Origin of the sequence: Mesorhizobium sp. ES1-1 (genome assembly GCF_020164785.1) — a bacterium.
Lineage (GTDB): Bacteria > Pseudomonadota > Alphaproteobacteria > Rhizobiales > Rhizobiaceae > Mesorhizobium.
In genome coordinates, this window is sequence record NZ_JAIUGX010000001.1 from 466,785 (window position 1) to 485,740 (window position 18,956).

The following is an 18,956-nucleotide window of genomic DNA, read 5'->3' on the forward strand; positions in this document are numbered from 1 at the left end:
AGTTTCCCGATCGCTTTGGGGCAAGGTAAGACCAGCGGTCAGACAATGTCAACATCTCTTCATTGTTGACCGATATTTCAATCTCTGTAATAAACTCGACACTAGCGAACACGATTGTCGGGAGGGCCAGTGGCGATACGCGATGTTCTGATGCGCGGCGATCTGGCGCTGACCCCGTCGGAAGAGAAGATAGTCCGGCTGCTATTGACGGACTATCCGACCTCCGGCCTCGGCACCGCTTCGTCGCTGGCGCGGCGCGCCGGCGTCAGCGATCCAACGGTCGTGCGGCTGGTGATGAAGCTGGGCTATGATGGGTTTGCCGATTTTCAGGCGAAGCTTTTGGCCGAGGTGGAGGCAAGGCTGCATTCACCGCTGCACATGATGGAGGCCAAGCGCCAAGCGGGGTCCAATGACGGCCCCGTGCTGGCATATCTCGATAGTGTCACGACGGCCTTGCAGAAGGCCAACGCCGCGACGCCGGTGCAGACTTATGAGCGGGCCGCGCGATTGCTGATGGAGGCAAAGGGCGAGATCGTGATGCTTGGCGGCCGGTTCAGCCGTCACATAGCGGGTATGCTTGCCGGCTATCTCGTGCAGTTTCGTTCCGGTGTTCGCGATCTCGGCGTGCTTTCCCAGGAGGCTTTCGACACGCTCGCCGATCTCGACCGCCGCGACGTGCTCGTTGTCTTCGACTATCGTCGTTACCAGCTTGATGTGATCGCCTATGCGAAACAGGCAGCGGCGCTCGATGTTCGTATCGTGCTGTTCACCGACCAATGGCTGTCGCCGATTGCCGATCTGGCCGAGGTCACCATAGTCAGCCCGCTCGAAGTCGCCTCGCCCTACGACACGTTGGCCCCCGCGATCGCTCAGATGGAGGCGCTGGTCGCCCAGATTGTTTCGGCTCTGGGCGACGACGCCCGCACCCGCATCGAGCGGCTGGAAAAGGTGAGGCATGCCAACGCGGTAACGCTTGACAGCGACCCGCAACAGAATGGTTTTCGAAAGACACCCGGACCCAAATCAGCAAAACAGGACGGCAAAGCATGACTCAAGCCCTACCCAAGCGAAACGAGGCCTTCCGCGCCGGCGAAACGGCGCTGCTGCTCGTCGACATGCAGCGCATTTGGCTGGAGCCGGGGGTCGATCCCGCGCATCCGGAGCGTGGGCCTGATCATTATTTCTATCGTCAGACATCCTCGCAGACGATCCCCAACCAGGAGCGCTTGCTTGCCGCCGCAAGGGCCAACGGCGTCGAGGTCTTGCATACCATCATCCAGAGCTTGACCGAGGATGGCCGCGACCGCTCGCTGGACCACAAGCTGACGCCCATCCATGTCCCGCCGAGCCTCGCAGCGGGCCTTCCGGTGGCATCGCTGGCACCGGTTGGCGACGAAATCATGCTGCCGAAGACGTCCTCGGGCATCTTCAATTCGACCAATGTGGATTATCTCCTGAAAAACCTCGGTATCCGCTACCTCGTCGTGGCCGGGGTGCTTACCGATCAATGCGTCGACATGACGGTGCGTGACGGCGCCGACCGCGGCTATCTCGTCACCTGCGTCTCGGACGCCTGCGCTACCATCACGCAGGAACGCCACGATACCGCGCTCGAGGCTTTCGGAGGATATTGCTGGGTCACCGACACCGAGCAGGTTGTGGCCCGCTTCAACGCGTTGGAAAAAACCGCATGACATCGATCGTGGAGCCTTTGGTTGCCGTCGTAACTACGGATCTCTCCGCTGTCACGCGAGGCCGCTTCGTTGCCGAAAGCAAGCTGCAGAAATCAGCTGCGACTGGCGTCGGCTGGTTGCACGCCAACCTGTCGATGACGCCTTTCAACTCGATCGTCGATCCCAACCCCTGGGGTTCGTCGGGCGATTTGCGGCTGATCCCCGATCTCAAGGCGCGCTTTCGCACCACGCACACCGGATCGGCGACGCCGTTCGACATGGTGGCGGGCGACATTGTCGAGCTCGACGGCAGCGCATGGCTAGGCTGCACTCGCACGATGCTGAAAGAGGCGCTGGCTGACTTGAAGGCCGCGACCGGCCTATCGGTCATTGCAGCGTTCGAGCATGAGTTCCATGTCGTCGGGGGCAGCTTTGAACCGGCGCATGCGTTTTCGTTCGCGGCCCTCAGGCGCACCGACCCGTTCGCACCCAATCTGATGGCGGCGCTGGCGGAGGCTGGCGTCGCTCCCGAAGTGGTGATCGCCGAATATGGCGAGGATCAGTTCGAGGTGACGCATGAGCCGACCGAAGCGCTGACGGCGGCAGACCGGGCCATAGCCATCCGCGAAATCACCCGGGAAGTCGCGCGTAACGCCGGCTGGCGAGCGAGTTTCGCGCCCAAGACGGCGCCGGCAGCGGTCGGCAACGGTGTCCATGTTCATTTCAGTTTCATCGATAACGCCGGCAAGCCGGCAACTTACGATGCGGCCGAGCCCGGCGGCCTTTCCAGTCTTGCCGGCGCGTTTTGCGCCGGCGTGCTGCGCCACTTGCCGGCGATCACCGCCATGACGGCAGGCAGCGTCTCGTCTTTCTACCGACTGAAGCCGCATAGCTGGAGTTCATCCTATACCTGGCTTGCCGATCGCGATCGGGAAGCCAGCCTGCGCATCTGCCCCACGGTGACGATCGATGGCCGAGATCCGGCGCGGCAATACAACATCGAATACCGGGCCGCCGACGCCACGGGCAACCCCTATCTGTCGCTGGCGGCGATCATCCGGGCCGGGCTGGAGGGGCTGAACGCAAAACTGCCGTCGCCGCCGTTGGTCACCGGCGACCCAACGCTGATGAGCGAAGCAGAGCGGTCCAATCTGGGGCTCGTGCGCCTCCCGGAAACCTTGCCGGCGGCGCTCGACGCGCTTTTGGCCGACAGCGTGGTCACCGGGTGGTTCGCGCCGGTCTTCATCGAAACGTTCGTCGGGCTGAAGCGTCACGAGGCCGAGCGGCTTGCCGGGCTTGATCCGGTTGCCATCTGCGATCTTTATCGGACGCTTTATTGATGAGTGCGCACACCGACTGGCCGGACGCTGTCGAGGTCCTCAACGAGCGCGGCGGCTGCGACGTCGTGCTGCTGTGTGAGCATGCCTCGAACCACATCCCGGCAGAGTATCGGCAACTTGGCCTAGAAGCCGCAAATCTGCAGCATCACATCGCCTGGGACATCGGCGCCGCCCGGGTCACTCGGCTGCTGGCGACCCGGCTCGACGCGCCGGCCTTCCTCGGCGGTTACTCACGGCTGTTGATCGACCTGAATCGGCCGCTGGGCTCCCCGGGCAGCATTCCGGTGCGATCGGAAGACACCGACATTCCAGGCAATGTCGGTATCGATGCAGCGGAAAGAGCGCGCCGCGCCGAGATCATGTTTTCGCCTTTCCATGACCGTGTGGCCGCCCACCTCGATCTCCGTATAGCCGAGGGCAGACCAACGCGAATCGTGACGATCCATTCCTTCACGCCGGTCTTCGTCGGCGTTGCCAGACCTTGGCACGCCGGCGTCCTGCATGGCGCTGCAAGCGATCTTGCCGAGGCATTGATCTCGGGCCTCTGCAAGGATGCGGCGCTCAATGTCGAGGCCAACGTGCCCTACATTATCAGCCGTGACGGCGATTACGCTGTGCCCGTCCATGGCGACGATCGCGGCATCCCCGCCATCCTTGTCGAGATCCGGCAGGACCTGCTGTCGTCACGGTCCGGCATCGAGGACTGGGCAAACCGGCTGGCGGTGGCGCTGCCGGCATAGCAGTCGGTGATGGTTCGGTGAGCACCCGCAACTTGCCGGAGGGTGAGACTGCCATCGCGGATCGGCGAGATGCGTTTTCTCGCCATAGCGAGAGCCGCGGCGCAAGAAGGCTACCTTGGAAGCTTTGATTTCAAAGAGATAATCTGGTGCTGCGAGAGAGGATTGAACTCTCGACCTCTCCCTTACCAAGGGATTTATAGCCACTCCGCAACAGTGCCTTACGATTTGGCGCGATGCCGAACGGGGTCATGCGGGGCCATGAGACGTAAGGGGGTGGCCTTCGTTGCGCGCCACCTGCGCGCCAGCAGCAACCTGGAGGTTCTCGCAAGTTACCTACATTTCTAACATTGACGCCGGTTGCAGCGTGCATCTTATAGGAGGCCTCGCTACTTTTGGAGGCATTCCCCATGACATCCCTTGGCAACACCATCGAATTTATCATTGAGCGCCGCGCTGGGCTCTCTGACAGCGAACTCGCGGAAGCGATTTACGGCGAGAGCATCCAGCAGCACGTGAACGGCGAATGCAGATATCTAGAGAGTGGCGGCAAGCTTGTCCGCCGTCACCGTGAGGACGGCATCATCGGCAATTATCTTCCTTCGCTGACCTCGGCCTAGTGCAGAATCTTGGCCGGATGAACTCGACGCTCCCAGGTGCTCCACTGCCGCATCCACTATGGGTGGGTGGCTGTGGGGGTGGCGTAGCCACGGGTGCAATTAAATAATAGTTTCGCGGTATCTTAGTGCGTTACGGGAGGCAAGTATGTCAAAAACCGGGATTCCAGACATGGACTTTGCCGACGAGCATCTCGACGGCATCGACGACCCATTATTGATGCTGCTAAAAGGGCACTTGATAGTCGAAAGGTTGCTACATGACATTTTGGCTGAATCGGTAACGAACACGAGAAATGACGAAAATTTGGGATTTTTTAGAACGATGTCTCGGGTGCGCGCCCTCTATCCAATCATTGGCAATACATCGCCCTCGGATTCTGATCGCTTTTGGGCTTCCATTGAGGCCCTAAACCAGCTGCGAAACCGGATGGCTCATCGCTTGGATCATGGCGACATTGGGTCGTTGTTGAACCAACTCTTGATATTAGATGACCCGAGCGTAACATCCTTGTCTGACAAAGCGTTTTTGCCTCCGCTTAGTCGGACGATAGGCTTCCTGCTAGCAGGACTGGCAACCATACGCGCAGCCGTACCTCAGCGCGACGGCGCTTGAAACGCCCCACCCTCGCTTCGGGCTCAATGTCAGGGGTCGATGTACTAGATATCATTTCGCCGCCGTTCGTTCATCTTTGCGATCTGGTGGGTGAGGAATTCCTCGCGGTCGACCGCACCCATCCGTTGCGCTTTCAGCCCAGCGGCCAAAAGCTCCATCTTCGTCAGCGGCGCAGCTTCAATCCGTTTCGGCTCGATGGCTGAAAGGAAGTCGAGCTGATCCATGGTCAAGCGGCTTTCCGAGCAGGCGCCAACTCCGCCAGCACCTCTTTCGCCATCCGATAGACAGCGCGTGCTTGCTCTAGCGTCTTAAGCTCACCGGTATGATATTCGTAGCCCAGCCGCACTGACAGCTTCCCATAAATCGCCCGGCGAGAGATGCCGCCGAAACGCCATGCCGGGTCGATGAGGGCATGGATGTGTTGGCGAGCTTTCTTCATCTCGCCTGAGGCAATATTGCCTAGAGGCTTTGTGCGAGTGGCTGTCTTGTGATGACAACCCACATACCCCTTGCACGTGTCACACTTCCAAAACGGTAGGTCGGATAGGTCGGCGCGGTGCGGATAAATTTCGCGACCGTCAGTCAGGCGAGGCGTGATTTCCGCCTGACACTGGCAACAGAAGATCTCCACATCTGCGCCTTCCCTTAAGCCACTCGGGCCGTGGGCCGGACAATCTCAATGTCGTCGTCCTGCCCCTTAATCTTCACGTCAACGGTGACGTTCTTCATGGTGGAGCGGGCAAGGCGGAAAGCCTCGTGCTTGGCTTCGTCCAGTGGCATGGTCTTGCCCACGTATTCGTCGCGGCTGGCAATCTCGCCCTCGCGGTCGTCGCCGAATTGGTTTGGGCAGATATAGCCGGTGGCTGCTTTTACGGCTTCGCGCTCATTTACTAAGTCGCGTTCCCATTGTTGTGTCTGTGTCATAGTCATTACTTCTATTGGTTTACCATAGACTGACACAGATCCGTCTATTAGCAAAGTATAATATGCATAAAACGTATAAAAAGATGGCATTGGGGTGGGATAGCCACGCCCAGTGCGGTTTATTGAATCGCAATGCTTAAAGGTATACGGTCGAATCACCGTTCACAGGAGTCCTACCGGATGGCCAAGCTTCCCTTCTTCGGCAAAAACAACCTTCCCGACCTCGGCTCCCTGTCACTGGAGGAACTGACCGCCCTCCACACTCACGTTGGCAAGCATCTGGTGGACCGCAAAGAAGCTCGCATCAAGGAGCTTCAAGCGGAGCTGAAGTCGCTGGGTGCCGCTACCAACTCCACATTTGTAGGTAACGGAAAGCCTTCTGGCCCACGCGTCGGCAACGGTAAAAAAGCCGGAGGCGAAATAGGCAATGCTAACACGGCCGGAGGCGTGGACAGCGGCGGAAAGGAACGGGCCAAGCCCCCTGTGACCCACCGCGGCCCTAATGGCGAGACCTGGACCTCCCGCGGCGCAAAACCCCGCTGGCTGGCCGCTCTCGTTGCCGAAGGCAAGAACCCGGACGACTACAGGATTAAAGCGTAGCCCTGCATGGACCCTACTCGGGCAATCCCCGCAGGTCTGGCTTGAAACCGTGGAAGGCTACGGCGCTCGTGCCGTATCTCAGCAGCACCTTCAACATGCCGCAGTAGGTCATGGCCCTGTGCTTGTCTTTGAGCGCCTTCTTGGGCACTAGCACGCGTACCACGTCCAGCTTGGCTAGCTCGCTAGTCGCTATGTGGGAATAGCCCCCGTCGGTGTCTATGATGATGTCATAGCCCGGCTGGAGCCCTTCTTTGTAAAAATTGACCTTCACCAATGTCACCTCCTCAATCGTGGAACCCGAAGAACGCCACCGTACACTCGGGATAGACGATAATGAACCGCCCCATTTCCTGCAGGGCGGTGTCCATCAAGTTGATGTCGGCAACCTTCACCAGCACCCTGATTGTCTCCTGATGGACATTGAAGCGGCGCTGCACCGTAAAGCCCCTGTTCGGGTCTATGGTGCAGTCGAACTCCGGTGGGGTGGACTTTCCGTATAGATAAAACTCGATTGTCGGGGTCAATCCTGAAACCCATGGAAAACGACCGTTGAAATCGAGAAGAGCATTACCACCCGCATCATGCTGCCCAAAGCCTCTTCCATGAATGCCTTGCTGCGCAGCTTGACCAGCACCCTCACCACCTTCTTGTCGCGCACATTCCCTTTGCCGACCGGTGTGGCGAACCCAGCCCCACCGGTTATGAGTACGTCGGGATTGTCGATGGTGTTTTTGCCGTCCATGTAGAATTCGATGACCGTCATTAGCTCGCTCCCCGGGTTAAACCCTCCGGAGAGTCGCACACGCCGAATCAGGTGTGAATCCCCGACCCCTGTGGATAAGTCGCTTTGTGGTGTACCGATTGAACGCGCCGAGCTGAACGCATAGGCTCGCCGTCCGAAGACAGGAGGCGGTGTTGGAACCTACGCAGGAACAGCTACGAAAATTCATGATCTTCAACCCGCTGGCGTTCGAAAAATACAACGCCATGAAATTGTCCGGCAGGCGCTTCGTGCACTACTCCAGCTCCGAAGCCGCCTTCCACATGATCAAGACCAATCGGATAAGGCTTCGAAGCTCGTCGGTCATGAACGATTTCATGGAAATTGAGCATGGACTGAATTGCCTGGTGCAAAGCTGGCGCGGTGAAGCGGGCGAGCACCTTCGCTCCCTCATAGACGACATGTTTCCCGGCACCTCGGAGGAGTTGGCAAAGCTTTTTGACGCTTGGTCGCCGCTGTTTCGGGAGGACACCTACATCGCGTGCTTATCCGAGCATGAAGACAAAGACGATGTTCTCGGCCGGCTTTCGATGTGGCGTGCCTATGGCGGCCCCTCGGGCGTTGCCGTGGTGGTGAATCCGCAGGTCTTTCTCTCGGTGTCCGAAGCCCTTTCAGCGTTTACCTCGCCAGTTGCATACTTGTCGGCCGAAGAGTTCGATACCGAATTCCGCCGGGTTACAGGCAATATCGAAATGACCCGCGACTTCCTCATGGAGGGAGGTAAGGAGGAGTTCTTCGCTTATCTGTTCCAGGCGTTTCGCTCGGCTGTTTTGTGTACAAAGCACCCCGGCTTTGCGGAGGAAAAGGAATGGCGGATCATCTACGCCCCGAAGTATTCCACGTCTGAGCTTATCGAGCAGAGCGTCGAACTTATCCGCGGCACGCCGCAAATCGTGTACAGCATCCCGTTCAAGGACTATCCTGATAAGGATTTCGTGGGCGCTGAATTGCCCAAGCTCATTAACCGCATCATTATCGGCCCGACGCAATTCCCACAGGAATTGCGGGCGGCAACAATCGCCTTGCTCGACGGGGCCAATGTGCCGGACGCCGCTAACAAGGTAGTAATCTCCAGCATCCCGCTCCGGCAATAAGCCAGATCGACCAGGGTAACATCATCAATGGCCAATCCACCGACCAAACCACCAGCCCAAAAACTTTGCTTCATTGTTGGCCCCATCGGCGGCAACGACACCGAGGACCGAGTTCATGCCGATTGGCTGCTGGAGGAGATTATCAAGCCCGTCTTTGACGCGCATTTCGCAGACTTCCGGGTGGAGCGCGCAGACAAAATTCCCAATCCTGGCCGCATTGATGAGCAGATCATAACAGCCCTACTAAGCGCCGAACTGGTCATTGCCGACCTGACGACACTTAACCCGAACGCGTTTTATGAAATCGGGATACGTCATGCCATTCAGAAGCCAACCATTCATATGCACCTCGAAGGGCAGAAGATTCCTTTCGATATCGGTTCCTTTCGCTCGATCGAGTTTTCTAGAAAATGGCCGAAGGATATCAGGGCGGCTCGTGAGATTTTGAAGGACTTCGTCGAAACTGCCACTGCGGACGACTATGTGGTAGACAATCCGGTGACATTTTCCCGCGGCAAGGTGGAGTTTGCAAAAACAGCGACGGCTCCGGAGAAAATTATTCAGGACCAACTGTCTGATATCGTTCGTCGGCTAGGCACAATTGAAGGCATTCGCCAGCGGGAGCAATCCTCCGCTCATCTAGCGAAAGTGCGGGACACGCTGCTGAATTCGGTGTTGTCAAGAAATGCCGTCAGGGATACCGGCAAAATCCTTATCAAGTTGAGCCCTCACGACGTCCAAGGGATAGCCTCTTTTCCGTCGGATCTCCAAAAACTGTTGGCTGCGCATGTTTCCTACTTTGCGACCGAGGAGGCCACACAAACGAGTGCCGTGGTGTCTATCCCCGACAGTGCTGACAATCGCGAAGCGGTCAGGAATTTGGTGGAAGACGCTCGGAGGCGAGAGATCGACGTGACCCTGAGTGAACTTTGACAAAATCGCCCCCATCACTGGGGGCAATCTGGGTGCACTCGGGTGGGACCTCCCCGAAGGGAGCGACGGTCCGACATTCACCCTGCTGGCATGGGGTCGCCCCCATGATTATCCAGACAGGCTCGCGAGGGTGAGGTGCATTGACCCGGGTTCACGATGTTGTCGCGCCCGCTCGCTGTGTGTTGACCTAGGCGGCCTTCAGCGGTGGTATTTTGAAAAAGAACAGGGGAAGCCAGTTGGTTTCCCTGATGTAGCGGTTGATGGTGTGCCTCTGGGCCATTGTCGGCGCCTCGGCGCCACCTTCCAGAACCACTTGCCTTACGCCTTCAAGCGGCTCGGGTAGCGGGTTAATGGTCAACCCTCGCCCGTCCATTTTGATGTACACGTCGTAGAGCGGCGGGTACGGGTCACAGTCGCGGTAAAACTCCAATTCCATATGGCCTCCTTTGGATTAGCCGGTGAGGAAGGGATGGAGGCGAACTTCAGCGTTCATAGCCTGGGCCATGAATGCCAGCTGCTCGCGCTGAGGGGCGTTCAAAGACCAACTGTCACAGACGATGTGGATGGTCATTTTCCAGCCCACCGTGGTGAAGAAGCCGGTGTGCAGCTCACCCCTGTCGTCCATCGTGAACTGATACGGCAGGGGCCAGACGGAGCCCCGCCGCCAAACATGGATGATGTTGGGCATGGGTATCTCCTTGTTCGGGGAATAACGCGTCCCCGTGCGCGGCAGGTTTAGGCGCCTTTCCTGCTGCCTAGACGGGATCACCCCCTTCCGATTGCCTGAAAGTCCTGGATCAGTTCCCGCCAGCCTTTGCAGTAGTCGCATTCCTGCTGGCAGCGCTTACACTCCCGCCTCCAGTCAATCTCGAAGGCGCGGGTGTCGGGGACGTTAACCGGCTGCTCGTTTGCGGGCGGCGCCCGTGGTTCCTGCATCGCTGCATCCTTAAACGTGAGAGGTATTTACCTTCACAGGATGAGTCAGCGGCGTAATCTCGGCAAGACTAATTAACGGCGGTTAGCGGGGTTTAACAAGTATACCATAATTGTACTTGCCAAGGGGAGCAACTTCACCTCAGATTGTTTTTAAGGGGTGCGGTTCCTAAGGCCGCATCCTGGCTGATTTAATCCTTAGGAGCCAAAACAAATGAAAGTCTTAGGATGTGGAACGTCCCATTTTGCTTAAAGCCCACGAAGTTCGTGGCATTTTAGAAAATCGTCAAACGCAGCTAAGGCGCGCCTTAAAGGTCCAGCCCCCGCTCAACACTGACCGCTTCTTTGAAAATGAGATTTGCGGCAAATCCAGCAGCTATCGAGAGTTCGAGGGCCTACAACTGAACGGCATGGGGCTAGGACATACGTGTTTCGTTAGGTGTCCCTATGGCGAACCCGGCGACCTTCTGTGGGTGAGGGAGACGTGGGAGGTTTGTCCGCAGGGATGTGGTGCAGGAAAAGACAGTTTTCATATCCGCTATCGTGCGGACGGGGGCATGGTTTTTCATGACTTAGATGAAGGTAACGAGCGCGCTAATTATCTGACACGCGTTTACGACACGCGTCCAGAGAATCTTCCCAGCATCCAAATGCCCCGCTGGGCCAGCCGCATCCAACTGGAAATCATCAGTGTGCGGGTCGAGCGCTTACAAGAGATTTCGGAAACAGACGCTGAAGCGGAGGGCTGCTACTCCCATTCGCAGCGATCCTTTCCGAGATTGGCGCCGGGCTTTCGAGATGACTTCAAGCGCATTTGGCAAGAGGAGTATGGCAAGCCTATTAGCCCCAGGAAGCAATTGAGCTCAGGGAAGCAGCACCGACCGGAAAGCTGGCATGCCAACCCTTGGGTATGGGTCGTCGAGTTTAAGCGGGTGGAGGCATAGCCATGCCAACACTCTGTTTTCTGCCCACCCAGCTCGTCAAAGAGGCGTTCATCGGACGGGGCATCTACCGGCTCTACCGCGAAGGTCGGATCGTTTATGTCGGCCAAGCCAAATGTATCTCGGCCCGTATCCATGTCCATTGGACTGAGCGTCAGAAGGACTTCGACGGGTTCGATTACCTGTTGATGCCTGACGCCTCGGCAGCGGCAATGGATGAGGCGGAAGCTTCGGAGATCTTTCGCCTGAAGCCTGAGTACAATCGTGCTTTGCCCCGTACAGGTAGGCATCTGCGGCTGACGCAAATCGCTCACCAGATGAAGGTGCGGCCGATGAAACTTCAACGGTTCATCACCGCCAACGCAATCGAGTGTTTTCTAGGTCTTTACGACACCGCGATGTTCGAGGGGGTGAGCCGTGAATCACTCGTTTAACATCGATGTTGCCGGGGAGACTGGCGTTGAGGCTGCCATCATCTTCGAAAACATCCTCTACTGGGTGGTTAAGAATACTGCCAACCAAGAGAACGTTCGTGAAGGCGTAGCGTGGGTTTATAACAGCCGCGCCGCATGGTGTGAGCTCTTCCCCTATCTCGGCGAAAAGCAGATCAGGAACGCCCTGGAGCGCCTTCTCGCTGCCAACCTGATTGTGCGGGACAATTTCAGCTTCGGAAGCATGAACCGCACCTATTGGTACACCCTGGCCGAAAGGGCCAAACCGTACTGGCCGAAAGGGCCAAACCTAGGTTCTGGCAAAAAGGGCCAAACCAAAACTGTTATAGACAACCCTATAAACGAAACTCCCTCTGTATCTCCCAAACCAACGAAAGCCTCTTCTCGTGCAAACCCTGCAGCAACCCTTCTCCAGCATCTTGAACCAAGTGGAGGCGTCCCGCCGACCGAATGGGGAGACTGGGCACACACCACCTTCGGCTGGGACGTTGACCGCATCAGCTTCGAATGGGACGACTTCTCTGACTACTGGACCAGCGGCAACGCCAAGGCTGGAGGCCGCAAGTCAGATTGGGCTGCCACCTGGCGGAGCCATTGCCGGCGTGTTGCCCACCTCAGCAATCGAGGCTACCGAGCTGGCGGAAAGGCTCGTAGCGGATTTGCTGCCGCCTTCGCTTCAAGCGTGGCTGCACGATATGGAACAGCACCAGCTGGTGGCAGCGTCGGTGGGGGGCAGGCCGCCGAAGGCGCCGGAGAAGTCACCCGAACTCGTCGCGACCGTCTCCCAAACGGTGAGATCCCTTACTGACCTGCTCGTTCCTGCCCGCGACCGCGGACCCGAGCTCGAAGCGCAGATCCTGAAGATGTTCGCCGCCTTCAACCTCTACACCGGCGACCGGGGTAAGCTGAACGCCATGGTCGAGGTCTGGGCCGATGAGCTGGAGGAATACCCGCTGTACGCCATCCGCAAGGCCTATAAATGGGCCATCCGCGGTGAAGGCAAGCTGCCGTCGCTGGCCGCGTTCATACGGGACGTTAAGCTTGCCGTCGGGAATAACGTGGTGGAGCGCAGGAAGCTGCTACAAAGATGGCTCAACCAGTAGGAATAGCGATGTCAGGGTTTTCCGAGAAGGAAGTGCAGGCGGAGCTGGAGCGCAGAAAGTCGGCTTCTTTACGTGAGGAAGAGGCGAAGAAGTATCGCACGCCACCCCATCCCAGCGGTGAGCATTGCATCCACTGCCAAACCGCCCTCACTGCGCTTGAGCGGCCCCCGTTGTGCGACATCTGCCTGGGCAATTGACCTAGCTGGCGTGTTGCAAATCGTGCCGGCGTGACCGGATGGCGCTTTTCAGTTCCACCATCTCGGTGACGCCCGTCTGGAACAACCTGACCAGCTCGGCGGCTACGCCCGTTGCTTCCTCGGTGTCGGGCAAAATGCCGTGCTCTACGCACACGTCATCGAACACGGCTTTCAGCGTGTCGAGATCGTTGGGATACATCGTATGAGAGTGGACGAGAAAGTGGAGCATCGAGGGCCTCCAAATGAAGAACAGGTGGAGTGACGACCCCGCGAACATGACTCCGTTCGCGTTACCTATCAATTAAAAATGTGTGTCTGATGTGACCGGTTAAAACCGTACCGTCCAATGATGCTGGGAAGGCTCACGTTTCAGGCTCGAATTTCACCTTCCCAGCTGCGTTCTTGCCAGTGAAGGTCAAGCTGAACAGCAGGATCTGGTCGGAGTCGGTCACGTGCATAATCCACGTTTTGTCGCCCTCCCAAAGCTTGCCATCCAGATCGGTGAGCATTTCTCCAGCGGCGCGTACCGCCTCGGATCTTGCTGTATCGATGTCGGGCAGCTGGGTTCCTACCGGGTCGGGCACCAGCTTGCCGTTATCTACGTGGAAGTGGAAGAGAGGCATTACGGACTCCAGGGCGTTCGTCCAACTTCACTTTCGGCTCTATGTTCCAAGCCCTATCTGAACTCAAACAGGCCAATTGACTCTCCAGAACAAAAGGGGAACATATTCCTAGACCCGTTCTGGAGGCCACCATGCCGACCCGACACAAGGGCGTCCACTCTGACGCCTACCTTGACCATTTCTGGCCGCATCACGCCGTCATTCCATGGGAGAACTGCTGCGGCCGGCACTATGACCCTGCCCACAGCCGGGCGCAGGAAATGGGCGAAGCCGTCCGGCATGCCCACATCACCCGGGACGGGCGGGACTACGTGGTGTTTCGGTTCAAAGAGCCGTTCCAGGCTGAGCGCATGGCGCAGGAGTTCGGTGGGGAGACTTACTACGGTGGTGACCGCAAAGGACCGGGTTGGGATAAGTGGCGGAAACGTCTGCGGCGTACGCAGTTATCTTGAGCTCTAGAAAGCCGAACCCGCGCAAAAGTTCTTCTTGAAATAGTCATAGGCTTTCGTAGCGCGTTCAGGGTCTCCAACATTCATAGCCCGCAGCACGTCAGCGACCTTGCAATCGCTCCACGTTCCATCCCTCTCGAGCCCTTTACATTCAGAAACCGCCAAGCCGTCGATTGAAAGTTGTTTCACCAAACTTCCGGCCGGAGTACCCACCGGGGTCGTTAGCTTGACAGATGCAACCTTTGACCAGTCAAGTACACCGTGCATGATCTCCACCAATGGTTTATCCTTCTCCATCGCGATGGATACGTTCGTAGTGTAGTGACACCCGTCAATCTGCTTGTACCTGGCACTTATTGACAATAAGCCGTCCACTATGAAATCTACGCCTGAAGGAGACTCTACGGGCTTGAGAATGACCGTGTGACCTCCCCCGTAATTCGTCACTGGGTCAGCGTCAACACCGTGCATCATGTATACGACTGTTTGCTCAGCGCTTTGGGCAAAGCTCGAACTGATGAGGGTCAACAGCATAAGTACAACAAGTGCAGCCGACTTGGCGACAATCCCTATACGCTTCATATCCAGCCCCCAAAAAAACTCTGGTGGCAGTTTAGCGGAGCAGCAATGAAGTGCAAAGCCAGTTCTATTGGATTGTAGTGTATGCCCGAAATTGCGGTGGTTGAATGTCTGTGTCAGACTCCGAGGACTGGAATTCACCCTGCCCTACAAGACGCCACCGTGCCCACGGCCAAGGGTTACGCGTTGGGGCACCTTCTATCCGAAAGCCTACACTGCGTGGAAGAAGGAGGCTGAGGCCTTCATACGTATGCACGTCACCGCTCAATACCAAGGCCGTGTGAGCGTCTGTATAGAGTGTGTGGAGGCACCCCCTACCAGCGACTCAAGGAAGCGTCGTGAGGAGCGCCTACGTAGTGGGTGGCCTAGAGGGGACGTGGATAACCTGGCGAAGGCAGTGCTGGACGCAATGACACAGGCAGGGGTGTGGCTGGACGACGCTCAGGTCGTTGACCTTCGGTGTACGAAAAAATACGGTGAAATCAACAGAACAAAGGTGGTATGCGAGGCTACAACGCCGGGAACTTAATGCCGTGTGACGCCGTGTACAGACGGAGAACACGGAGCGCGTTAACGTCTCATAAACAGAAAACCACTTGCCTGGATGTGCGTAACGCACTACATACGGGGCCTGCTGCTGACGAGTGCAAAACAGCGAACCCACCAGAAATGGTTCTGCGGAGTGCAGACGTAAGGGGACTCTCGTACAGGCTTTCGGGCCGAAAAATAGCTCCTTCGGGGGCTATTTTTTTGGCTTCACGATGGGCAGCCCCCTCACCACCTTCGACACCAGCGTGGCCATGCTGATGGACGGCGGCGCTTTCGGGAACGCCGTGCGCTCGTGCGCGCTCTGGACGAACAAGAAGGCGTCGTACTTGTTCGAGTTTGACGGCTTCAGCGAGAAGAACGCGACGTACGGCCCGATGCAGCCGGGGACGTTCTGCAGCACCAGGTAGTTGTCTTTCAGGCTGAAGTGCACCTTGCCGTTGGCCGACGCGCGGATCATCGCTGGCAGATGCGCGGACAGGCCGTGTCGCGTGGTGCAGAAGCACCGGATGTCGCCGTTGTAGTCGACCTGGTGCTCGATAGGGTCAGCCGCCAGCCATTCGCGCGAGAAGGTGTGCGAACCGAAACGCACGTGAACACGATATGACGGTGCGCCCGGATTCTGGGGCGCAACCGTCATCGTGAACGGGTTCAAATGCTGAAGGGGGTACTTGACCCCCTGAATTTCCTTCGTGCCATACATGGCGTCTGCGGGCTCCTGTCACCCCGTTACGTCCGGCTTGGTCAACGCCAACGCCGTCTGAGATTTCGTTTTGTCGTCGCCCGTGTCGCCCTCGGGCTCGCGGGACGGTGCTTGGTAAGCCGCCTTCGGGTAGTCCTCGCCCTTGAACCAGTAGCCCCAGCCCGGAAGGTTCACGAATTCGTCGCGCATACGCCACATGATGGTGCCGATGGCCTTGCTGCGGTCGACACCGGCCACCGGAATGCCCATCAGCTCCAACGCGTCGACAATCTCGGTGCGCGTCATCGGCCGCTTGTGGTCCTTCAAGATCTGCGTCACAACCTGCGACATCCGGGCTTTCGGAAGGTTCCTAGTCGGCCGTTCGGTCTTGCCGGACTTGATCGTAGTAACTATCGGTATATCGCCCGCAGAGAAGTCAAACTGGCGCCGAGTGCGGCTAGACCAATAGATCGGCTTGTGCGTCGGCGGCGCCTCCCTTCTGCTATTTTCATCATCGTCAGCGAGGAGATCGGCCTCGTTGATATCGTCGTCGGTGTCGACGTCCTCGACGCCGTGCTTCTGCAGCAGGCTCAGCAGGAGGTCGATTTCCTCAATCTGTTTCCGGTGCGCCTCGCGGCGCTTCTGCAATTTTTCATAGAGCGTGGCCATAACCCATCGACCCACGTTTCGGTTGACGACGATATAGTCGCGGCACCCGGCAAACACAAGCCTGAATCCTATGCGTAACCCTGTGTTCGCGCTTTGTTCATGTGGACTCGTTTTTCATTTGAAAATGAATATCTAAGTCTTTTCAGTCTGTTAGTATAATTCATCTCCCTGAAAAAATTCTGCTGTTTTGAGAGGGCCGAATGTTCTTTTTCGATACAATCGTGCGCACGGTGTCAACAAGGGGCCGACTCAATCGGCTTCGATTCGGCAGCCGGTGTCAGGATCGCCCAAGCTGGAAGTAGGCGGCGCGACGCTGCTCGGCATCGTGCCGAACCTTGTCGGCATGACCTTTCCGCTCCTGATAGTTGTCGCTGTGCGCGCCGAAGGTTCGGTTTGCTGGCACGCGCTCCACAGGTTCGGACGGCATCTGCGGCAGAGTTTCCGGCACCTGCCATACGACGGCATTGCGGGAGCGTATGGCGTCCTCTTCGGCCTTCAGCTTCACAAGGCGGTGGATGAGCTGCCGCTGCTCGGCACCAATGTCCTGCAGGCGCTGATAATCTGCACCGTGCATATCATTTGACCCGCCATATTTCGCAGCCGCCGTCGACGGCACGGGTGGTAAACACCCAGTCCGGCTGCCGCTTGTTGGCGCGCTTGATGTAGGCGTAGGCGTTGGAACGAAGGACACCAGGCACGAAATGCATGGTGTCCACCTTGAGCTCCAGCAAGGCGGCAAGCACCTTGCGGTTAGGGCGTGGGGTTTTCGGCTTCATTAGAAGGGGCATTCATCGTCGACGGTCGCCGCAGCTACAGGTTTTGCTTTTGCTGTAGTTGGCCGTGGCTCGGTCCCCTCGACCTTGTCGCCGACAAGGATGAAGCCGTTCGCGGAAAGCTCCAACGACACGCGGGTGTTGTTCTCCTTGTCGGTCCACTCGCGGTTGGAAGGCTCGCCGGTGAAGCCTATGGCTGCGCCCTTGGTCAGGTTGAAGCGCTCCAGCGTTTCGGCCGTCTTGCCGAAGGCGGACACATTCCACCAGGTCGTGCGCTTCTTGTCGCCAAAGCCGGTGTTGACGGCGAGCGCGGCGCTGAACACCAGCGTGCCAGACGTGGTGTTGCGCGTCTCAGGGTCACGGCCAAGGTGGCCGATGATGGTTGCGGATGCGTGGTTAGGCATTGGAAGTAGCTTTCATTAGTTTCTTGCGGGACACGGCCAGCGCGTAAGACGGCTTGACCTCGTGTCCCTGTTCGACCAGCCATTCGGCCAGCTTCGTTGCGTCGAGCACCAGCTTGACCTCTTCGGTGAAGCATGATGCGGGAACCTCATTTTTCGGATAGCCGTACTGGCGCTCCACCCATGCAAGGCTGATGGCCTCGCGTTTCAGTGTGGATTGCCAGCCGTTGAACTCGATTGTCGTCTCGCCGGTCGAGACCTGGCGGTTCAGAAGCTCTCGGCGGATTGGCTCGGCGCGGGCTTTCGCCTCCCCCTCCAGGCTGATGCACTCCGTGAGCTGGTCAAGCAATTCGACCTCGGAGAGGTTTGAGAGCGGGGTGTCGATCATACCTCCACTCCCAACCCTTGGATCTCTGCATAGAGGTCGGGGTAGTTACGCTTCAACCACTGGATGGCTTTCAGCTGGTCAGGGTTCTCTTGGAGCCATGCGGCCTGAGCGAAGCTGTCGAGGGGCGCCAGCTGTTCGCGGACCTCGGCAAGCTTGGCCTCGGCCTTGGTGCGCATGGCCTTCTCCTCTGGCGTGGGTCCGGCCGCTGGTGCCTTTGCCCGAGCAGCTGTGCCTTCCTCCGGCGTCGAAACGTCAGGATCATCGCCAGTCTCGATGAGGAGGGTCTGCCGCAAGGCATACTTAAGAGCGATGGTTGCCGCCTTCGGACTAGCCTTGTCGCTGGTGTCGGCGCCTTCACCGACGGCCACCACCTGAATGCTTTCACCACTGATATGGGCGAATGTGAACCGATATTCCGCAACAATGCGGTTCATCCGTGAGCCGGACTTCGTCAGATAGTCCTCGCCCTTTATAAGGCTGTAGCCGCTGGGATATACGACGATGCCGTGCTTCAATAGCACTGGTCGAACGGCTTCGATAAAGTCCGCCTCACCGGCGAATTTGTAGCCCTGCTCCTTGTTTTTGCCAGCCTTCTGGACGTAGCCACATTCTTTGTACGCCGCGTTTAGCGCGGTTATAATTTCTTTCACATACCGAGCTTCCTTTGATTCTCGGTGTAGCGGGCCATGTCTGCCCACGCCTGTTCAGCCGCAAGCATTGCTGCCTGCTCCTGCTGTTCGCGCCATTCTTCATATTCCCGGCTACTGCGGCTCATCGTTATTCTCCTATTGGTTGATATTGGAATAATCCTGACGCAACTCTTATAGGTCGTCAACAAGTATAATAAGAATGAAAAAGATAAGAAATAAGTAGACAATGGTTTATTCTTGCGTCAGCATTCATTC

Annotated in this window: 34 protein-coding genes and 1 tRNA gene; 15 read left to right on the forward strand and 20 right to left on the reverse strand. The window is 57.7% G+C overall.

The window, feature by feature from the left end; genetic code table 11:
* Positions 1–129 precede the first annotated feature (129 nt).
* Genes LB513_RS01995 through LB513_RS02010 form a run of 4 tightly spaced genes read left to right on the forward strand, consistent with a single transcriptional unit; the run spans position 130 to position 3,753 of the window.
* A complete protein-coding gene (locus LB513_RS01995; RefSeq protein ID WP_224661764.1) occupies positions 130–1,050 on the forward strand; it encodes a MurR/RpiR family transcriptional regulator in 921 nt (306 codons plus the stop codon).
* Positions 1,047–1,694 (forward strand): cysteine hydrolase family protein, encoded by a 648-nt coding sequence (locus LB513_RS02000; protein ID WP_224661765.1) that lies wholly within the window; start codon positions 1,047–1,049, stop codon positions 1,692–1,694. The genes LB513_RS01995 and LB513_RS02000 overlap by 4 nt, the downstream gene beginning before the upstream one ends.
* The gene (locus LB513_RS02005) at positions 1,691–3,013 is read left to right on the forward strand and encodes a glutamine synthetase family protein (RefSeq protein WP_224661766.1); all 1,323 of its coding nucleotides are present in this window, start codon (positions 1,691–1,693) and stop codon (positions 3,011–3,013) included. The genes LB513_RS02000 and LB513_RS02005 overlap by 4 nt, the downstream gene beginning before the upstream one ends.
* Positions 3,013–3,753, forward strand: a complete 741-nt coding sequence (locus tag LB513_RS02010) for an N-formylglutamate amidohydrolase (RefSeq protein ID WP_224661767.1) — start codon at positions 3,013–3,015, stop codon at positions 3,751–3,753. The genes LB513_RS02005 and LB513_RS02010 overlap by 1 nt, the downstream gene beginning before the upstream one ends.
* A gap of 144 nt (positions 3,754–3,897) precedes the next feature.
* Here the strand turns inward: LB513_RS02010 and LB513_RS02015 are convergent.
* Positions 3,898–3,965 (reverse strand) — tRNA-OTHER (locus LB513_RS02015).
* A gap of 195 nt (positions 3,966–4,160) precedes the next feature.
* Between LB513_RS02015 and LB513_RS02020 the strand changes: the two genes are divergently transcribed.
* A complete protein-coding gene (locus LB513_RS02020) occupies positions 4,161–4,370 on the forward strand; it encodes a hypothetical protein (protein WP_224661768.1) in 210 nt (69 codons plus the stop codon).
* Positions 4,371–4,539: 169 nt separating this feature from the next.
* On the forward strand, positions 4,540–4,983 hold the full coding sequence (locus tag LB513_RS02025) for a hypothetical protein (RefSeq protein WP_224661769.1): 444 nt from the start codon (positions 4,540–4,542) through the stop codon (positions 4,981–4,983).
* Positions 4,984–5,027: 44 nt separating this feature from the next.
* Here the strand turns inward: LB513_RS02025 and LB513_RS02030 are convergent, their stop codons facing one another.
* From LB513_RS02030 to LB513_RS02040, 3 genes are read right to left on the reverse strand one after another with little or no spacing between them, the layout of a single operon-like run.
* Positions 5,028–5,213 carry a hypothetical protein gene (locus tag LB513_RS02030; RefSeq protein WP_224661770.1) on the reverse strand — a complete coding sequence of 62 codons (186 nt, stop codon included), beginning with the start codon at positions 5,211–5,213 and terminating at the stop codon, positions 5,028–5,030.
* A complete protein-coding gene (locus tag LB513_RS25285; RefSeq protein WP_224661771.1) occupies positions 5,210–5,614 on the reverse strand; it encodes a zinc-finger-containing protein in 405 nt (134 codons plus the stop codon). The genes LB513_RS02030 and LB513_RS25285 overlap by 4 nt, the downstream gene beginning before the upstream one ends.
* Before the next feature lie 14 nt (positions 5,615–5,628).
* Positions 5,629–5,907 carry a hypothetical protein gene (locus LB513_RS02040; protein ID WP_224661772.1) on the reverse strand — a complete coding sequence of 93 codons (279 nt, stop codon included), beginning with the start codon at positions 5,905–5,907 and terminating at the stop codon, positions 5,629–5,631.
* 180 nt (positions 5,908–6,087) lie between these two features.
* Here LB513_RS02040 and LB513_RS02045 point away from each other — a divergent pair, with 180 nt between their 5' ends.
* A complete protein-coding gene (locus LB513_RS02045; RefSeq protein WP_224661773.1) occupies positions 6,088–6,507 on the forward strand; it encodes an H-NS family nucleoid-associated regulatory protein in 420 nt (139 codons plus the stop codon).
* A 13-nt stretch (positions 6,508–6,520) separates the two neighbouring features.
* Here LB513_RS02045 and LB513_RS02050 read toward each other — a convergent pair whose 3' ends face one another.
* From LB513_RS02050 to LB513_RS02060, 3 genes are read right to left on the reverse strand one after another with little or no spacing between them, the layout of a single operon-like run.
* Positions 6,521–6,781 (reverse strand): hypothetical protein, encoded by a 261-nt coding sequence (locus tag LB513_RS02050; RefSeq protein WP_224661774.1) that lies wholly within the window; start codon positions 6,779–6,781, stop codon positions 6,521–6,523.
* Positions 6,782–6,791: 10 nt separating this feature from the next.
* A complete protein-coding gene (locus tag LB513_RS02055; RefSeq protein WP_224661775.1) occupies positions 6,792–7,031 on the reverse strand; it encodes a hypothetical protein in 240 nt (79 codons plus the stop codon).
* Complete coding sequence (locus LB513_RS02060; RefSeq protein ID WP_224661776.1) at positions 7,028–7,270, reverse strand: hypothetical protein; 243 nt, start codon at positions 7,268–7,270, stop codon at positions 7,028–7,030. The genes LB513_RS02055 and LB513_RS02060 overlap by 4 nt, the downstream gene beginning before the upstream one ends.
* 152 nt (positions 7,271–7,422) lie before the next feature.
* On the opposite strand from LB513_RS02060, the gene LB513_RS02065 reads away from it, so the two are divergent.
* Positions 7,423–8,382 carry a DUF2971 domain-containing protein gene (locus LB513_RS02065; RefSeq protein ID WP_224661777.1) on the forward strand — a complete coding sequence of 320 codons (960 nt, stop codon included), beginning with the start codon at positions 7,423–7,425 and terminating at the stop codon, positions 8,380–8,382.
* A gap of 27 nt (positions 8,383–8,409) precedes the next feature.
* Positions 8,410–9,315: a hypothetical protein gene (locus tag LB513_RS02070; protein ID WP_224661778.1), complete on the forward strand. Its 906-nt coding sequence runs from the start codon at positions 8,410–8,412 to the stop codon at positions 9,313–9,315.
* A gap of 187 nt (positions 9,316–9,502) precedes the next feature.
* On the opposite strand, the gene LB513_RS02075 is transcribed toward LB513_RS02070, so the two are convergent.
* Positions 9,503–9,751: a hypothetical protein gene (locus LB513_RS02075; protein ID WP_224661779.1), complete on the reverse strand. Its 249-nt coding sequence runs from the start codon at positions 9,749–9,751 to the stop codon at positions 9,503–9,505.
* Between the two features lie 15 nt (positions 9,752–9,766).
* Positions 9,767–10,003, reverse strand: a complete 237-nt coding sequence (locus tag LB513_RS02080; protein WP_224661780.1) for a hypothetical protein — start codon at positions 10,001–10,003, stop codon at positions 9,767–9,769.
* Positions 10,004–10,478: 475 nt separating this feature from the next.
* On the opposite strand from LB513_RS02080, the gene LB513_RS02085 reads away from it, so the two are divergent.
* The 4 genes from LB513_RS02085 to LB513_RS02100 are packed head-to-tail and all read left to right on the forward strand — an operon-like array spanning position 10,479 to position 12,744.
* Positions 10,479–11,192 carry a hypothetical protein gene (locus LB513_RS02085; RefSeq protein ID WP_224661781.1) on the forward strand — a complete coding sequence of 238 codons (714 nt, stop codon included), beginning with the start codon at positions 10,479–10,481 and terminating at the stop codon, positions 11,190–11,192.
* Between the two features lie 2 nt (positions 11,193–11,194).
* Positions 11,195–11,623, forward strand: coding sequence for a hypothetical protein (locus LB513_RS02090; protein ID WP_224661782.1), 429 nt, complete (start codon positions 11,195–11,197; stop codon positions 11,621–11,623).
* Entirely contained in the window at positions 11,607–12,449 is an 843-nt protein-coding gene (locus LB513_RS02095; protein WP_224661783.1) for a hypothetical protein, read from the forward strand. Before LB513_RS02090 ends, LB513_RS02095 begins: the two co-directional genes overlap by 17 nt.
* Before the next feature lie 55 nt (positions 12,450–12,504).
* Positions 12,505–12,744, forward strand: coding sequence for a hypothetical protein (locus LB513_RS02100; RefSeq protein ID WP_224661784.1), 240 nt, complete (start codon positions 12,505–12,507; stop codon positions 12,742–12,744).
* Between the two features lie 198 nt (positions 12,745–12,942).
* On the opposite strand, the gene LB513_RS02105 is transcribed toward LB513_RS02100, so the two are convergent.
* Positions 12,943–13,170 (reverse strand): hypothetical protein, encoded by a 228-nt coding sequence (locus LB513_RS02105; RefSeq protein WP_224661785.1) that lies wholly within the window; start codon positions 13,168–13,170, stop codon positions 12,943–12,945.
* Positions 13,171–13,303: 133 nt separating this feature from the next.
* Entirely contained in the window at positions 13,304–13,564 is a 261-nt protein-coding gene (locus LB513_RS02110) for a DUF6894 family protein (protein ID WP_224661786.1), read from the reverse strand.
* 131 nt (positions 13,565–13,695) lie between these two features.
* On the opposite strand from LB513_RS02110, the gene LB513_RS02115 reads away from it, so the two are divergent.
* Positions 13,696–14,016, forward strand: a complete 321-nt coding sequence (locus LB513_RS02115) for a hypothetical protein (protein WP_224661787.1) — start codon at positions 13,696–13,698, stop codon at positions 14,014–14,016.
* Between the two features lie 3 nt (positions 14,017–14,019).
* Here the strand turns inward: LB513_RS02115 and LB513_RS02120 are convergent, their stop codons facing one another.
* Positions 14,020–14,595, reverse strand: a complete 576-nt coding sequence (locus tag LB513_RS02120; RefSeq protein ID WP_224661788.1) for a hypothetical protein — start codon at positions 14,593–14,595, stop codon at positions 14,020–14,022.
* 100 nt (positions 14,596–14,695) lie between these two features.
* On the opposite strand from LB513_RS02120, the gene LB513_RS25290 reads away from it, so the two are divergent.
* The gene (locus tag LB513_RS25290) at positions 14,696–15,121 is read left to right on the forward strand and encodes a RusA family crossover junction endodeoxyribonuclease (RefSeq protein ID WP_224661789.1); all 426 of its coding nucleotides are present in this window, start codon (positions 14,696–14,698) and stop codon (positions 15,119–15,121) included.
* Between the two features lie 213 nt (positions 15,122–15,334).
* Here LB513_RS25290 and LB513_RS02130 read toward each other — a convergent pair whose 3' ends face one another.
* From LB513_RS02130 to LB513_RS25150, 8 genes are all read right to left on the reverse strand, one after another.
* Positions 15,335–15,841 (reverse strand): hypothetical protein, encoded by a 507-nt coding sequence (locus LB513_RS02130; protein ID WP_224661790.1) that lies wholly within the window; start codon positions 15,839–15,841, stop codon positions 15,335–15,337.
* A gap of 18 nt (positions 15,842–15,859) precedes the next feature.
* Positions 15,860–16,489 carry a hypothetical protein gene (locus LB513_RS02135; protein WP_224661791.1) on the reverse strand — a complete coding sequence of 210 codons (630 nt, stop codon included), beginning with the start codon at positions 16,487–16,489 and terminating at the stop codon, positions 15,860–15,862.
* A 277-nt stretch (positions 16,490–16,766) separates the two neighbouring features.
* On the reverse strand, positions 16,767–17,105 hold the full coding sequence (locus tag LB513_RS02140) for a hypothetical protein (protein ID WP_224661792.1): 339 nt from the start codon (positions 17,103–17,105) through the stop codon (positions 16,767–16,769).
* Positions 17,065–17,265, reverse strand: a complete 201-nt coding sequence (locus tag LB513_RS02145; protein WP_224661793.1) for a hypothetical protein — start codon at positions 17,263–17,265, stop codon at positions 17,065–17,067. The genes LB513_RS02140 and LB513_RS02145 overlap by 41 nt, the downstream gene beginning before the upstream one ends.
* Positions 17,265–17,666: a single-stranded DNA-binding protein gene (locus tag LB513_RS02150; protein WP_224661794.1), complete on the reverse strand. Its 402-nt coding sequence runs from the start codon at positions 17,664–17,666 to the stop codon at positions 17,265–17,267. Before LB513_RS02150 ends, LB513_RS02145 begins: the two co-directional genes overlap by 1 nt.
* Positions 17,659–18,051, reverse strand: coding sequence for a hypothetical protein (locus LB513_RS02155; protein WP_224661795.1), 393 nt, complete (start codon positions 18,049–18,051; stop codon positions 17,659–17,661). The genes LB513_RS02150 and LB513_RS02155 overlap by 8 nt, the downstream gene beginning before the upstream one ends.
* Positions 18,048–18,701, reverse strand: a complete 654-nt coding sequence (locus LB513_RS02160) for an ERF family protein (protein WP_224661796.1) — start codon at positions 18,699–18,701, stop codon at positions 18,048–18,050. The genes LB513_RS02155 and LB513_RS02160 overlap by 4 nt, the downstream gene beginning before the upstream one ends.
* A complete protein-coding gene (locus LB513_RS25150) occupies positions 18,698–18,826 on the reverse strand; it encodes a hypothetical protein (RefSeq protein WP_263481905.1) in 129 nt (42 codons plus the stop codon). The genes LB513_RS02160 and LB513_RS25150 overlap by 4 nt, the downstream gene beginning before the upstream one ends.
* Positions 18,827–18,956: the final 130 nt, after the last annotated feature.